At 47.5% G+C, this 15,193-nt stretch carries 14 protein-coding genes and 1 pseudogene; 10 read left to right on the forward strand and 5 right to left on the reverse strand.

Translation table 11 applies throughout. The features are described from left to right. The first annotated feature begins 5 nt into the window (after positions 1 to 5). From ACH97_RS04150 to ACH97_RS04160, 3 genes are read left to right on the forward strand one after another with little or no spacing between them, the layout of a single operon-like run. Complete coding sequence (locus ACH97_RS04150; RefSeq protein WP_057957812.1) at positions 6 to 941, forward strand: ABC transporter ATP-binding protein; 936 nt, start codon at positions 6 to 8, stop codon at positions 939 to 941. Between the two features lie 15 nt (positions 942 to 956). Then, positions 957 to 2,081, forward strand: coding sequence for an ABC transporter permease (locus tag ACH97_RS04155; protein ID WP_023857032.1), 1,125 nt, complete (start codon positions 957 to 959; stop codon positions 2,079 to 2,081). Position 2,082: 1 nt separating this feature from the next. Continuing rightward, on the forward strand, positions 2,083 to 3,228 hold the full coding sequence (locus ACH97_RS04160; protein WP_048350407.1) for an ABC transporter permease: 1,146 nt from the start codon (positions 2,083 to 2,085) through the stop codon (positions 3,226 to 3,228). A gap of 41 nt (positions 3,229 to 3,269) precedes the next feature. Here the strand turns inward: ACH97_RS04160 and gerQ are convergent, their stop codons facing one another. Together gerQ and ACH97_RS04170 are read right to left on the reverse strand one after the other, a co-directional pair. Beyond that, positions 3,270 to 3,806, reverse strand: coding sequence for a spore coat protein GerQ (gerQ, locus tag ACH97_RS04165; RefSeq protein WP_020453327.1), 537 nt, complete (start codon positions 3,804 to 3,806; stop codon positions 3,270 to 3,272). Positions 3,807 to 4,033: 227 nt separating this feature from the next. Then, a pseudogene (locus ACH97_RS04170) lies at positions 4,034 to 5,380 on the reverse strand (TrkH family potassium uptake protein). 422 nt (positions 5,381 to 5,802) lie between these two features. Between ACH97_RS04170 and bslA the strand changes: the two are divergent. Continuing rightward, the gene (gene bslA, locus ACH97_RS04175) at positions 5,803 to 6,342 is read left to right on the forward strand and encodes a biofilm surface layer hydrophobin BslA (protein ID WP_173636670.1); all 540 of its coding nucleotides are present in this window, start codon (positions 5,803 to 5,805) and stop codon (positions 6,340 to 6,342) included. A 46-nt stretch (positions 6,343 to 6,388) separates the two neighbouring features. On the opposite strand, the gene hemQ is transcribed toward bslA, so the two are convergent. Further along, a complete protein-coding gene (gene hemQ, locus ACH97_RS04180; RefSeq protein WP_020453323.1) occupies positions 6,389 to 7,153 on the reverse strand; it encodes a hydrogen peroxide-dependent heme synthase in 765 nt (254 codons plus the stop codon). 289 nt (positions 7,154 to 7,442) lie between these two features. On the opposite strand from hemQ, the gene pta reads away from it, so the two are divergent. Continuing rightward, a complete protein-coding gene (pta, locus tag ACH97_RS04185) occupies positions 7,443 to 8,414 on the forward strand; it encodes a phosphate acetyltransferase (RefSeq protein ID WP_020453322.1) in 972 nt (323 codons plus the stop codon). 42 nt (positions 8,415 to 8,456) lie between these two features. On the opposite strand, the gene ACH97_RS04190 is transcribed toward pta, so the two are convergent. Continuing rightward, positions 8,457 to 9,407 (reverse strand): amidohydrolase family protein, encoded by a 951-nt coding sequence (locus ACH97_RS04190; protein ID WP_048350408.1) that lies wholly within the window; start codon positions 9,405 to 9,407, stop codon positions 8,457 to 8,459. Between the two features lie 18 nt (positions 9,408 to 9,425). Beyond that, positions 9,426 to 10,205, reverse strand: a complete 780-nt coding sequence (locus ACH97_RS04195) for an IclR family transcriptional regulator (RefSeq protein WP_026580260.1) — start codon at positions 10,203 to 10,205, stop codon at positions 9,426 to 9,428. Positions 10,206 to 10,406: 201 nt separating this feature from the next. Between ACH97_RS04195 and ACH97_RS04200 the strand changes: the two genes are divergently transcribed. Genes ACH97_RS04200 through ACH97_RS04220 form a run of 5 tightly spaced genes read left to right on the forward strand, consistent with a single transcriptional unit; the run spans position 10,407 to position 15,178 of the window. Next, complete coding sequence (locus tag ACH97_RS04200; RefSeq protein ID WP_025810619.1) at positions 10,407 to 11,882, forward strand: aldehyde dehydrogenase; 1,476 nt, start codon at positions 10,407 to 10,409, stop codon at positions 11,880 to 11,882. A gap of 14 nt (positions 11,883 to 11,896) precedes the next feature. Continuing rightward, positions 11,897 to 12,682, forward strand: a complete 786-nt coding sequence (locus tag ACH97_RS04205) for a 2-keto-4-pentenoate hydratase (protein WP_023857037.1) — start codon at positions 11,897 to 11,899, stop codon at positions 12,680 to 12,682. Between the two features lie 14 nt (positions 12,683 to 12,696). After that, a complete protein-coding gene (locus ACH97_RS04210; protein ID WP_020453317.1) occupies positions 12,697 to 12,888 on the forward strand; it encodes a 4-oxalocrotonate tautomerase in 192 nt (63 codons plus the stop codon). Positions 12,889 to 12,911: 23 nt separating this feature from the next. After that, the gene (locus ACH97_RS04215; RefSeq protein ID WP_023857038.1) at positions 12,912 to 13,763 is read left to right on the forward strand and encodes a DODA-type extradiol aromatic ring-opening family dioxygenase; all 852 of its coding nucleotides are present in this window, start codon (positions 12,912 to 12,914) and stop codon (positions 13,761 to 13,763) included. A gap of 38 nt (positions 13,764 to 13,801) precedes the next feature. Continuing rightward, positions 13,802 to 15,178, forward strand: coding sequence for an MFS transporter (locus tag ACH97_RS04220; RefSeq protein WP_048350409.1), 1,377 nt, complete (start codon positions 13,802 to 13,804; stop codon positions 15,176 to 15,178). The last annotated feature ends 15 nt before the right edge of the window (positions 15,179 to 15,193 follow it).

Raw genomic sequence — 15,193 nt, forward strand, 5'->3', positions numbered from 1 at the left:
AGAACATGAATGTATTGGAAATCCATCATCTAACAAAAAAATTTGGCGACTTCGTTGCCGTCGACAATATATCACTCTCGATCGAAGAGGGCGAAATATTTGGATTGCTCGGCGCAAACGGGGCCGGAAAGAGCACGACCATTCACATGATCTCGAGTTTGCTGAGAAGCAATGAAGGCGAGATTTTGATTCTCGGAAAAAACATTGCGAAACACCGCAAATTCGCCAAGATGAATATCGGCATTGTCCCGCAGGATCTGGCCATTTACGAGGATTTAACGGCATATGAAAATGTGAAGTTTTTCGCCGGACTCTATGGTCTCCGCGGGGCCCAATTGCGCAATCGGGTGGAAGAAGCATTGCAGTTCGTCGGTTTAAGCGATAAGCATAAAAGCTTCCCGAAAAATTTTTCAGGCGGAATGAAAAGAAGGCTCAATATCGCCTGCGCGATCGCCCACAGGCCAAAGTTGATCATCATGGATGAACCAACGGTGGGAATTGATCCGCATTCGAGAAATTATATTTTGGAATCCGTCAAAAAGTTAAATGCGATGGGCTGCACGATTATTTACACCAGCCATTATATGGAAGAAGTTGAAGAGATCTGTACGCGGATCGCCATCGTGGATCATGGAAAAATTATCGCCGAAGGAACGAAGGAGCAGCTGAAATCGATCATTACCAACACGAAAGATATTCAGGTCGTTCTTAAATCGGCGGAAAATGTCGATATCGGCGAACTGAAAACGATCAGCGGCGTGGAGGCGGCTGCTCTTGAAGACAATACGATCAAAATCAACTCGGATGCAGGTGTCAATAATTTAAACCAGATTATTGAGAAGCTGATGAAAAACGGGGCCGAGATTCGTTCATTGGAAGAAAAAGCGCCTAATATGGAAACCGTGTTCCTGACCTTGACCGGAAGACAGTTGCGCGATTAGAAAGGGGGCCATGGTTTGAATACACTCATCATTGCGAAAAAAGAAATTGTATCGGCTTTTCGGGACAAGCGGACATTCCTTTTTATGCTGGCATTTCCGATTGTACTGATTATGATTTTAGGCACCGCGCTGACGAACGCTTTCGATCAGCAAACAGCAGCGGTCGGCGAGGTTCATGTTCTGTATAAAGACAAGGCTGACGGAGCGTTTTCGGAAGGTTTTAAAACATTCGCAAAAGAAGCGAAAACATCCGGCGTTCATTTTAAAAAAATATTGTCTGATACGGATGGAAAACAAGAAATCAAACAAGGGAACTACGATGCTTACCTTGAGATCGAAAACAGCGGCATCAAGCTTTACCAAATGGATAAAAACAGTATGAAAAACAGCATTATTCAAGGAATGCTGACCGCGTTTGCAAACCGGTACAATGCCGCACAAGAGATCATCAAAGCCGCTCCTGAGCAAGCGGGTGCCGTGCTCGGGGACACACCTGGTGACCATTATATCAAGGAGACGTCTCTCAGCTCAGACAGAAAGCCCAACTCCATGGATTATTACGCGGTTACCATGACCACTCTGATCGCGCTTTACAGTGCACTAAGCGCCAGTTATTTAATAAGGGGAGAGCGGCTTGGAAAAACAGCCGACCGGCTGATCGCGGCGCCGGTTCATAAAGGCGAGATTTTTGCCGGCAAGCTGATTGGCAATCTTGTGACAAACGGATTATGTATTTTTGCCGTCGTCATATTCAGCAAATACGTATTTAAAGCGTACTGGGGAGATCATCTCGCCCTTGTGGCGGCCGTGCTGTTCAGCATCGTATTGTTTGCCGTATGCCTCGGCCTTGGCGTCAGTTATTTGACGAGAACGGGGGAAGCGGCAGTGGCGATCATTAACGTGTTGATTCCGCTGGTTGCATTTTTCGGAGGCGCTTATTTTCCTGTCGAGGGTGCGGAAGGTGTTTTAGCTTTGATCAAAGACCTGTCTCCGCTCACATGGACGAACGAAGCTATTATGAACATTATATTTGCGGACGATCTAGCGGCGGGGCTGCCCGTAATCTTGCTGAACATCGGTTTATCCCTGTTATTTCTGCTGATTGCCGTTGTCTCATTGCAGAGAAGGGAGGGGCTGTAAGATGAAAGAAATGCTATGGCTTGTCAAAAACACACTGAATGTCACCTTCAAAAAGAAAATCAATATCTTTCTGTTCGTATGTCTGCCCTTGCTAGGCATATTCGTATCGCTTTTAACAGAGGGAAGCATGGACAAGACAGATTTGCGCGTCGGAATTATCAATCATGACGGCGGACGAATCGCCGAAGATACTAAGGATTTTTTGAAGGGGATCGAGAATGTCAACATCAGCGCGGTCAGTGAAGCAGAAGGGAAAAGTCAAATTGCGTCAGGGGAGCTTGATTGCGTCATTACGTTTGAACAAGGCTTTTCTCAAAGCGTGCAGAGCGGAGAACCGGCTCATATCGCCATTGCATCTGTCAAAGGCGCTGAAATCACCGGGTTTGTGAAATCGTATGTTTATCATTACATTGATAATATCGCCGCAATCGGCAAATCGGCGCAGGGGAATGAAAAGCGTTTTGAGGAAATGTATAAAAATTACCGGAGTTCTGAAACGGGTGTCAAAACATATACGGTTGAAGACACGGCGAAAAATAGAAACATGACGGAGCGGACGGTCGGTTTTCTTCTGATGGCGATGCTTTTTTCAGCGGGAAGCTTGACCGAACTGTTAGTGAAGGAAAAAGAGAACAGAACGTATTTCAGGCTTTTGACCACACCGATAACGGCAAGACAGTACGTTATGTCCAATGTGGCCGTCAGTATGTCTGTCATCGCATGCCAAATCTTTTTAACATTGATAATGGTGAAATATGTGTTCCGGATGGAGACTGGCATCTCATTTTGGGAGATGGCAGCGGTGCTGTTGATTTTTGCGATAAGCGCGGTCGGCCTGGCGCTGATCACCGTCGTCTTTGCAAATAGCTCTAAGTCATCCGGGGTATTGCGAAATTTAATATTTATGCCGACGATCATGCTGTCCGGATGTTTTTGGCCGATTGAAATCATGCCGTCTTTCGCACAGCGTATCGCGGACTTTCTTCCGCAGCGGTGGGTGCTGGATACGCTGGCAAAATTGCAGGAGGGACAGCAGCTTCAAGGTCTGTATTTGAATATCATGATCCTGTTTGCTTTCGCTGCTGTCTTTTTCCTCATCGTTATTTACAAATTCAAACGTAATAATGATGTGAGAAACTTTGCTTAATATCTATAAAAAAAGGGTTCGGTTTTAATGAAACCGAACCTTTATCTTGGGGTATATGAGGCCATTGAATACGGATAATCATAAGTGATCGGCTCATCAAACGTAATATAGTCAAGATACACCATCAGCAGCAAATAGCGTGTGCCTGTTTTTCTGTCGCTTAAAATAATGTGGTCGCGGCCGGCTGCTTCAATTTCTCCCCGAAAGACTTTCGCATTCCATTCCGGATTGTTTTCAAATGTCATATATACGGTTGCCACTTTTCCGCGATTGAGCCGCAAAATATTTTCAATGTAGGATTGCTCAAGCGGCAGCATGCCGGGGATACTCGGTGAAGTCTGCTGTGCTGAAGGCATCGGAGGGACCTGGACTCCTGCCGGCTGCGGCTGGAACAGCTGTGGGCCGGGCTGCTGATACGATTGCTGCCCCCCCGTTTGGGTGAAAGGCTGCTGTCCATGCTGCTGGTACATTTGCCCCATCTGCCCCATCTGCGGATAAGGGTTGGGCCCCATTTGCTGCCGGAAATCCGGCATTTCAAGCTCCTGAAGCGGCTGAATCTGATTTTTTTTAAATTTCATCTCGTTCCTCCTCATTTCATTGTGTCAAAGTCATGCCTACCGTCCATACATGAGGAATGATAAAGTGCTGCTATGAAGACGATCCGGCTGTAAAAGACTCAAGATGATAGATCAATATTTCCCATCCCTTTTACAGTATGAACGGGCGGGATGGAATATGACGACACATCATGTTGGAAAGAGAAAAACAAAAAGACCGCTCGTGAAAAGAGCGGTCTTTTTGCATATTAACCTGTGATCACTTCATCTTCAGGATGGCGGATCGGCGCCTTCTTCGGCTTGGCCAGCGTAAACGCCATAGTGAGAGGCCCGACGCGGCCGATAAACATCATCATCATGATAACCGCTTTGCCTGCGGTCGTTAAATCAGGTGTCAGTCCCATCGACAGGCCGACCGTTCCAAAAGCGGAAAATACTTCAAAGACGATTTCCAAAAATGGAGCATTCTCTGTGATCGTCAATATAAATAATGCGAAAAGCACGAATAAAAAACTGATCACAATGATGGCCAAAGCTCTTAAAATGGTTTTCATTTTAATCGCCCTTTTGAACACAACCGTTTCGCTTTTTCCCCTTAAAAAGGTGATCGTCGCCAAGATCATCACGATAAACGTTGTCAGTTTAATTCCACTTCCTGTTGACGCGCTTCCGGCTCCGATAAACATCAAAACGATGGTTAACAGGAGGGACGGCGTTGTCATCTGGGCGATATCAAGCGTATTGAATCCGGCAGTTCTCGGTGTCACACCCTGGAAGTAAGCGCCCCACATTTTGTCGGCTAAAGGCAGTCCGCCGAGCGTACCTGGATTCGAGTATTCCAAAATAAAAATCAGCAAGGCGGCTGTCGTATTGATGATCAATGTTCCAACGATCATGAGCTTGGAATGCAGCGATAATGTCCGGAAGTTTCGCTTTGTCCATAAATCCAGCAGAACGGTAAAGCCGATACCCCCTGTAATGAAAAGGCCTGTGATGACAATGTTGACAATCGGGTCGCCCACATATTGAGACAAGTTGTCCGGCCACAGGGAGAACCCCGCATTGTTAAAGGCTGAAATCGTGTTAAACAAACTATGAAACAAGCCTTTTTGCAAACCGTATTCAGGAACCCATCTGATCGAAAGGATCAAAAATGCGACAAATTCTATGACAATGGTGAAAATAAACAAATGCTTGACCAGGCGGACAAGTCCGCCTAAAGAAGTCTGGTTAAATGCTTCTTGAACGAGAATCCGCTGCTGCAGGCCGATTTTTTTGCCGATCATCATGATGACGAGAACGGCAAACGTCATTAAGCCGAGTCCGCCGATTTGAATCAGGCACATAATAACTGTTTGTCCGAAAACCGTAAAATCTGCCCCTGTATCGACAACAACAAGCCCAGTTACCGTAGTTGCAGAGGTGGCCGTGAATAAAGCATCCACCCATGAGATTTAAGTAGTGGATGCGCCGGGCAGCTTCAATAAACAGGCGCCGATGGCAATGATAATCAAGAAACTGAGCGCCAGCGTCTGCGGCGGACTAATATTGATGATCTTACCTTTTACAAGATTTGAAGAAACCAATTTAGGCATTTTTTCGTTCCTTTCTTCATCCATTCAGTCAAAACATGAATGGAGAAAAAGCAAGGTGATTTCAAATTTAAACGCAGATGGTCATGTTTCAATAATGTCAATAATGTACAGCCAGATACACCGTTTGTCAACAAAAATCAGGAGAATGAAGAGAAGGAATGCAGACGGGTCTTTTGTCCTTTACTAAAGAACAGCGAAGAAAATCAAGAGGAGCAACGCCTGGTTAAATTCTATTATTTTGCATTTCTTTTAAAAATATGACATGGAAAACATTTACTACCTGTTGAAAAAATGGTAGTTTTTAATAGAAATCACCAAAGTGCCGGCGCTTTGGGAAGAAGGCGTTGCTTGATGTTGCCTTTCTTGTACGCTTTCGTCATGACGAATGATGAAAAAAATGATGACTAGGGGGAATTGCTGTGTTGAAAAGAATGTATCGTTCTAAATTGTCAATCTTGGCGGTTAGTCTCGTGATGATGGTTTCGATTTTTCTGCCTTCGTTCCAGGCTAGCGCTCAAACAACCAAAACTGAATCTGTCTACCGCCCGGCTGCGAACGCTTCCTTGTATGCGACTATAACAGGTGCCAACAAACAGGAGTGGTCGTTCTCGGATATTGAGCTGACGTATCGTCCGAATTCAATCCTGGCGCTGGGAACGGTTGAATTTACATTGCCGTCGGGATTTTCCGCAACAACGAAAGATACCGTGAACGGAAGAGCGTTGACTACAGGGCAAATTTTGAATAACGGAAAAACGGTAAGGCTGCCGCTTACAATTGATCTGTTGGGTATTGCGGAGTTTAAGCTTGTGCTGGCAAACAAAACGCTGCCTGCCGCAGGAAAGTATACATTCCGGGCGGAGAACAGAGTGCTGGGGCTCGGATCGACTTTCTATGCCGAATCTTCAATCGAGGTGCAAAAAAGGGCGACTCCGCCTACACAGCCGTGTAACTGCAAGTAATAGGCAAAAAAGCTCCAAAGACCGAGGTCTTTGGAGCTTTTTATCATTACACATGCAAAAATGCAGGCAGCTGTTCATTTGCGAGGCGGTTGCCGACAAAGAATGAACCGAATTCACCGTACCGGGCGCTTACTTCATCGAAGCGCATTTCATAGACGAGCTTTTTGAACTGGAGCACATCATCTGAAAAGAGCGTGACACCCCACTCATAATCGTCAAATCCGATTGAGCCGGTAATAATCTGTTTCACTTTGCCCGCATAGCCGCGGCCGATCATCCCGTGGCTGCGCATCAAGCTTCTTCTCTCTTCCATAGACAGCATGTACCAGTTGTCATCGCCCGATCTTCTTTTATCCATCGGATAGAAGCAGACATATTTGGCGTTCGGGAGCTCAGGGTACAGGCGCGCACGCACTTGCGGATTTTCGTAAGGGTCTCCCTCGCCGCTTCCCATATAGTTGCTCAGCTCGACAACGGATACGTATGAATAAGCAGGTATCGTGTATTCAGCGAGTTTGGATTTATTGAACTCAAGTTCAATTTGATTTAATTCCTCCATCGTAGGACGCAAAATCATCAGCATGAAGTCCGCTTTTTGGCCGACGATGCTGTATAGCGTGTGGCTTCCGTTTCCTTCTTTTTGAGCAGCTCCCCATTTTTCGAGAAGACCTGTAAATTCGCTGATAATGATCTGGCGCTCATCGCTTGAAAGCATTTTCCATGCGGACCAGTCCATTGTCCGGAAATCGTGAAGGGCATACCAGCCGTCAAGCGTTTGGGCGGCTTCGTTCGTTTTTTGCTGTTCGCTCATTTTGCAATCACTCCCAATTTGTATGTACTTGCCTTCATCATATCATAGTTTGCCGCGTTTTATCCGTTTAGAAGATTTGAACAAAAGGTGACGATCTGTCGTATAACTGGGAAAGGCTGTTATATACTAATAGAAGTGTTTAAACCCTGCCGCACTTAAATTAATTTAAAAAAAGCGTTTAAAAAGTGAAAGCATTATAATAAAATACAGAAGGATTGAATTTATATCACAAAAGAGTATGCTTAATAGAGAAATGAAGTATTTGTGACACTTTCAAGGAGGGTATATAGTGGCAGATCTATTTACAACAGTGCAGGAAAAAGTAGCAGGAAAAGGAGTTAAAATCGTATTTCCGGAAGGTATGGACGAGCGCATTCTCAAAGCTGTCAACGATTTGGCCGGAAACAACGTATTAAAGCCGATCCTTGTGGGAAACGAGCAGGAAATCAAAGATAAAGCGAACGGGTTGAATTTGACGCTGGATGGCGTTGACATATACGATCCTCATACATACGAAGGAATGGAAGACCTTGTTCAGGCTTTCGTTGAACGCCGCAAAGGAAAAGCGACGGAAGAACAGGCCCGCCAAATCCTTTTAGATGAGAACTATTTTGGAACGATGCTTGTTTATAAAGGGCTTGCCGACGGTCTTGTCAGCGGTGCGGCTCATTCAACAGCGGATACGGTTCGCCCTGCGCTGCAAATTATTAAAACAAAAGAAGGCGTGAAGAAAACTTCCGGCGTGTTTATCATGGCGCGCGGCGATGAGCAGTATGTATTTGCAGACTGTGCGATCAATATTGCGCCTGACAGTCAGGACCTTGCGGAAATTGCAATCGAAAGTGCGAACACAGCGAAAATGTTCAACATTGACCCTCGTGTCGCCATGCTCAGCTTTTCAACAAAAGGCTCTGCAAAATCAGACGAAACTGAAAAGGTAGCCAATGCGGTTGCGATCGCCAAAGAAAAAGCGCCTGAGCTTACACTGGACGGCGAATTCCAATTTGATGCGGCATTCGTTCCATCTGTCGCCGAGAAAAAAGCGCCGGACTCCGTCATTAAAGGTGATGCAAACGTATTTGTTTTCCCAAGCCTTGAAGCGGGGAACATCGGCTATAAAATCGCTCAGCGCCTCGGCAACTTCGAAGCGGTCGGTCCGATTCTGCAAGGGCTGAACATGCCTGTAAACGACCTCTCCAGAGGATGCAACGCTGAAGACGTTTATAATCTTGCGCTGATTACGGCAGTTCAAGCGCTGTAATTTGTTTTTGAAAAAGGTGAACCTGAAGAGGTTCGCCTTTTTTTATGCTTCAATCGCTACATTCAGCAGAGATTCCGCCCCTTTCCGACCGGGATCGAGAGGCGGCCACTGACAAAGGTCAAAAGGAAAATCGGAACCCGGAACAAGGCGGTCTTCTCCGATGAGCTTCTTTAAATATGCCGCACTTTCTTTCTCCCACAGCACGCTGTCAAACCAAAACTTCCGCAAATATTCGCGCGGCGGCGCCGAAAGCGATGAAGAAACGCCGGCCCATTTGTCATATCCTTTGTCCAGTCTTCCGATCTGATAGGGCAAAAAGCCGCCGCCGTGCGCCAGCAGAATTTTCACATTGCGAAAACGGTCTGTAAACCCGCTTAACAAAAGATCAGCGGCGCAAATTGTCGTTTCCCACGGAACGCCGATCAAATTTGGCAGCATCCTGCGGCGAAGCCGCGGATCTTCAGAAAGGAGCGGATGGATAAAGATAATCGCTTTTCTTCTGTCAGCCGTTTCCCAAAACGGTGTAAATGCTTCGTCTGAGAGAAGCATTTGCGAAGCGCCGGGGCCGATAATCGCTCCTTTAAGGCCGTTGTTCATCGCTTCATTCAGGCGCTCGCTCGCCTTTAAAGGGCTGTTCAGCGGGACGGTGCCGAGGCCTGAAAGGCGGCCGTCGTGTTTTTTAACCCATCCGGCAAGCGCTTTGTTGTATACAAAGGACAATTCGTCTGTGATTTCTTCGGCGAGATCGTAAAGGAAAAGCTGGGGAACCGGCGATACCAATGAGTGTGAGACGCCGGCTTCCTGCTGGGCTTCCAAATATAAAGCTTCCTGGTAGAACAGCTCTTTTAATTCAAAGCCCCATTTGTGATTGACCGTCAAAAACTCCGCTTGGCGGCCATCCTTTTTTTCGCGGACGGCGTGGACCTTCTTTTCATTGTCGTCCAGCCAAAGCAGCACATCGTGCGGTATAAAGTGCGTGTGAAGATCATACAAAGCCGATTCCCCCAATTTTTATATTCGTTTCCAGTACCCGATTCTTTCGGAAATATCCCGGGCCGCTTTTTTCACTTGGTATACGATTTTCGCCTGCCGGGCCTTTATGCGTTCTGCCGGACCTACGACACTGACGGCGTACAACACTCGTCCCGCGTGGTTTCTGACGGGAGCTGAGATGGATGTGACACCATCAATGAATTCCCCGCAACTGACGTCAAACCCGTTTTCTTTAACGGTTTTCAGCGCCTCCCTCAATTTGTCCTCGTCTGTAATCGTTTGTTTTGTACAGCTTTTCAAGCCTTCCTTCACATACTCATCCAATATGCCGTCTTCGTCAAAGGCGAGAAGCACCTTGCCCGAGCTTGTGCAATGCATCGGGTTTTGCCGCCCGATATATGAGAGAAGTTCGACAGGGCGGGGGCATTCCGTCCGATTGAGATAAACGACGCTGAGCTCGCGTCGCATCGCAATATGCGACGTTTCGCCGGTCTCTTCTGTCAGCCGTTTGAGGACCGGCTGGGATTCGCGGTTGATTTCAAGAGTGGAGTTGACAATGGTGTTTAACTTCAGAACCGATAAGCCGAGCTTGTATCTTCTGGATTCCGGGTCCTTCATGACAAACCCTTCGCTTTCCAATGTAGTCAAAAGGCGCGATACTGTGCTTTTTCCGAGGCCGAGCGATGAGGCGAGTTCGGTTAGTTTCTTTTCCGGTGTCTCTAATGTAAACGATTGAAGCAGACGAAGTGCATTTTTTACTGAACCGAGCAGCTGGTGGTCCTTTGTCTCAACAGTCATAGGTTCCTCAACTCTCTCCCTTGTTTTCGTTGCCTTTTATTCCATAATATAACATGATTTTAAAAATAAAAAAGCGGAAAATATCAAATTTTCGGAAAAAATGTCTGAGTTGTTCCGCATAGAGGAACATTGCTGTTTTCTTGTCGTTTAAAATCATTTAACTTAATGGAAAGGATTTGAAAAGGAGGATGTTTGTAGAATATGAATGTTCAGACCCCATCGGCAAAACTCGTAAAACCTTTTGACTGTCAGCACTACATAAACGGCAGGTACTTTCCTTCAGAGAACGGCAGTACGTTTGACAACATCAATCCGGCTACACAGGAAATCATCGGGAGCGTTGCGGAAGGAGGCAAAAAAGAGGTCGATCTTGCAGTCGCGGCCGCAAGGCGTGCTTTAAACGGACGCTGGAAAAACATGACCGCTGACGAAAGGATTCGGATCATCAGAAAGGTCGGCGACATCATACTTGAGCGTAAAGACGAACTGGCAAGGCTCGAGACATTGGATACGGGGAAGCCGCTTTCGCTCTCAAGTAATTTAGATATTCCGCGGGCTGCTTTCAACTTTCATTTTTTTGCGGATTTTATGAGAGGAGCCGGAACAGAAGCTTATCAAACTGACGATCTTGCAATCAATTATGCGATCCGCCGTCCGGTCGGCGTCGTCGGGCTGATCAATCCGTGGAACTTGCCGCTGCTTTTGCTGACGTGGAAATTGGCGCCTTGTCTGGCGGCGGGAAATACAGCCGTCATCAAACCGGCTGAACTGACGCCGCTGACAGCCACGCTCCTCGGGGAAATCTGCCATGATGCAGGAATGCCTGACGGAGTCGTCAACATCGTCCACGGGTTTGGGCCTGATTCCGCCGGCGCTGCGCTTTCTGAGCATCCCGATGTTGATGCGATATCTTTCACGGGAGAAACGACAACCGGCAAAATCATTATGGAAGCTGCTTCGAAAACATTAAAGAAACTTTCCTTTGAATTGGGAGGAAAGAACCCGAATATTATTTTTGCCGATGCCGACATGGAGGAAGCCGTCAGCATCTCATTGAAATCGAGTTTCGTCAACCAGGGCGAAGTATGTATGAGCGGCTCCCGCATCTATGTCGAGCGGGAAGCGTATGACGAATTTCTGAACAAGTTCGTTGAGAAAACGAAAGAGCTCAAAGTCGGCGATCCTTTTGATCCGGATACGAATATCGGCGCCTTAATTTCTTCTGAACACACCGAGCGTGTGATGAACTACATCGAATTGGCCAAACGGGAAGGCGGCGTTATTTTAACCGGAGGAAAACGCCCTGAAGGACAGGAATCCGGCTGCTTTCTTGAACCGACTATTATCACCGGACTTTCCCGCAATTCCAGGCTCATCAAAGAAGAAATCTTCGGGCCGGTCGTGACGGTGATTCCGTTCGACGAAGAGGAGGAAGTTATTGCACAGGCTAATGATACACATTACGGATTAAGCGCGACCGTATGGACGAACGACCTCCGCCGGGCGCACCGCGTAGCCGGGCAAATCGAATCGGGCATGGTATGGGTCAACAGCTGGTTTCTCCGCGATCTTCGGACACCGTTTGGCGGCATGAAACAGAGCGGGCTCGGACGAGAAGGAGGCATTCACAGCCTCGAATTCTTCAGCGAATTAACCAATATTTGCATCAAGCTGTAAAAGGAGGAAAACGGATGAATGCCACAGCATTGAAGGATACGGCGCGCCTCTTGTATCTTGCTGAAACAGAGAAGCGCGAGGTTGAAAGAATCACAAAGGACTACCCGGAGCTGACCGTCGAAGAGGCGTATGCGATTCAAGAAGAACTGATTCAACTGAAATTATGGGATGGCAACGGCATTATCGGTCCGAAAATGGGCCTGACAAGCCGGGCGAAAATGGAGCAGATGAACGTCGAGGAGCCGATCTACGGTTATATTTTTGAAGATATGATCGTACCAAACGGCGGAAGCATCCGGATGAACGAGCTGATTCACCCGAAGGTTGAAGCCGAGATTGCTTTTGTGCTTGGAAAGGATATTGAAGGGCCGGGTGTTACAAAGGAGAAGGTCCTTGAAGCCGTTGCTGAATTGATTCCCGTTCTTGAAGTGATTGACAGCCGTTATGAAAACTTCTCATTTACCCTGCCTGATGTCATTGCGGACAATGCGTCATCTTCAAGGGTGGTGTTAGGTGAAAAAGTGAAGATGCCGGACCATTTCAAGCTTGATGAAGCAAAAGTCTCTTTAGTGATAAACGGCGAGGTCAAAGAGCAGGGCACTGGTGCAGCAGTTGTCGGACATCCCGCAAATTCGGCGGCCATGCTCGCCAATATGCTCTCCAGGAAGAAACAAAAGCTTGCGGCCGGAAGCATCATTTTAACGGGCGGTGTAACGGGAGCTGTCATGCTGCAGCCGGGCGACCGCGTTTCAGCACAAGTAGAAGGACTAGGAGATGTATCATTTTCAGTCCAATCATAACCTGAGGTGATCATATGCCGATCGTTCATATTCAATTATTAGAAGGCCGGCCGCCTGAAAAGGTCGAGGAAGTCATTCAAAAAGTGACGGAAACGTTGAGCGCCACCCTTGATGCTCCGAGGGAAAACGTCCGTGTTCTTGTCACCGAAATTCCTAAAAGCCACTGGGGCATAGGCGGAACACCGGTTTCAAAATTAAGACCTTAAAGAAGGCGACGGGAGGAATCTACATGTCAATCGAATTGGCGGCGCTTGTTCCGCATACACCGAGGATGTGCTTTGAAGATAAAACCCCTGACTTTCAAAAAGAGCTGGTCAAAGGGATGAAGCGGCTCTCCGGGATCATCGAAAGAATTCAGCCTGATGCCGTTGTCTTGATTTCCTGTCACTGGACGTCAAGCTTCGATCATCTGATCGATGCGGCTCCCGATCATCAAGGCGTTTTAACAGCTTTGGAGTGCCCGAATTTAATTTCCGATGTTCCGTATTCTTACCCCGGGGACACGGAATTGGCGCTGCAGTTGGCCGAAGCCGGCGCAAAAGAGGGGCTTTCCGTCATTCCTATCAACGATCCCGCCTACTGCTGGGACTACGGGACAGTTGTTCCGCTGCGCTATCTCGTTCCAAAAGGGGATATTCCGGTCATCGATTTATCGGTTACATTGGCGGCGAACCTGGAAGAAACGTATTTGTGGGGCCGGATTGCCGGAAGAGTACTGAAGGAAAGCAGAAAGAAAATCGTGTTCATCAGCAGCGGGGCACTCAGCCACCATTTGGTGAGAGGGCCCGAATGCATGCCGACTTTGGCCGAACAGGCCCTCGATGCTCAATTTTTAACCTATTTAACAGACAACGATCTTATATCTGCTCAGCAGATGCTGCCTCAATATGCTAAAAATGCCGGACTTGAAGCTGGCGGCCGTCACATTGCAATGCTTTTGGGCGTGCTTGAAGACGGATGTAAAAGCACGTTTTACGGATACGGCCAGTCTTCCGGGAGCTCCAATGTCGTCATGGCATTCGAACCTGCGGGGCAAAAAGCTCGCACGCACGCTTTCAATGAAAAAGACACCGTGCGTTAAGCTGTTTTCGTAATACGATTAGAATCGTGGAGGGAAACATGAAAAATCGTTCAGTTCATCCAGCAGAAATCATGGCGGCCAGCAAATTCAACAAAGTGCATCTGACTGTTTTCCTATGGTGTTTTTTCGCCATCGCCTTTGACGGTTATGATATTGCGATGTACGGCGTCAGCTTGCCGTGGCTGATGGAGGAATGGAGCTTGACCGCCATTCAAGCCGGAGCGATCGGCAGCTATACATTGATCGGTATGATGCTCGGCGCACTTATTTTTTCATCGCTCGCAGATCAATACGGCCGCAAAAAGGTGTTAGGCTTCTGTATTTTTCTGTTCAGCCTGTTTACGGCATTGGCCGGGCTGATCGATTCTCCGCTTTTGTTTACGATCATGCGGTTTCTTGCTGCTCTTGGAATGGGCGGGTTGATGCCAAATGCGATTTCGCTGATGACCGAATATTCGCCGAAAAAAAACAGAGCGGTGATCGTAGCCGCCATGTATTGCGGCTATTCCGCAGGCGGTGTGCTGGCGTCTCTCGTCGGCATGTTCGCCGTGCCCGGGACAAGCTGGAGAGTGCTGTATCTGATCGGAGCCGTGCCGCTCTTTGTGCTCCCGTTTTTTTTCAGCCGGTTCCCCGAATCTCTGTCATTTTACGTTTTGAAGAAGAAGACGAAAGCGTTGGCTGAGATTCTCAATCAGGTGCATCCGGCGGGACGGTACAGGGAAGACGACAATTATCAAATTTCGGTGATTGCGAAAGAAAAGAAGGGCTTTCCAGTTAAAAAACTGTTCGAACAAAAACGTGCAGCGAGCACATTCGCATTCTGGCTTTCCGTTTTCAGCTGCCTTCTCATGGTCTACGGCTTAAATACATGGCTTCCGAAAATGATGCAGGAGTCAGGTTACGGGCTGTCGTCAAGCTTGTCATTTAATCTGGCGCTGTGCAGCGGACAAGCCGCAGGAGCGGTACTCGGCGGATATTTGGCAGAGAAGGCCGGCCATAAAAAAGTGCTTGCGGCGATGTATGTCATCGGGGCCTTTTGTTTTGCAGCGTTTGGAATGACGATGAACGCCGTTCTTCTGTACTTGCTGATTGCTTTAGGCGGAGCATGCACTGTCGGAGCGCAAAATATCGCCAATCCTTATATTTCAGAATATTATCCGAAAGAAATCAGAGCGACCGGAATCGGCTGGGCGCTCGGGGTCGGCAGACTCGGAGCGATCATTGCCCCTTCGCTGTTTGCATTGATTCTTGCTGCCGGGATGGAGCCGAAGCAGGCTTTCATGGTGTTCGCGATCCCGAGTGTTTTTGCTGCGCTTGGCATCATGCTCGTCCAAGAGAAGCATGCTTCATTTGATTTTGTCTCTAAATCGGAAAGCGCCGAGTTTACGTTAGAAGCCACATCAAAACATGGATAAAGGGAGGAAACCATT

It is taken from the genome of Bacillus paralicheniformis (assembly GCF_001042485.2).
Lineage (GTDB): Bacteria > Bacillota > Bacilli > Bacillales > Bacillaceae > Bacillus > Bacillus paralicheniformis.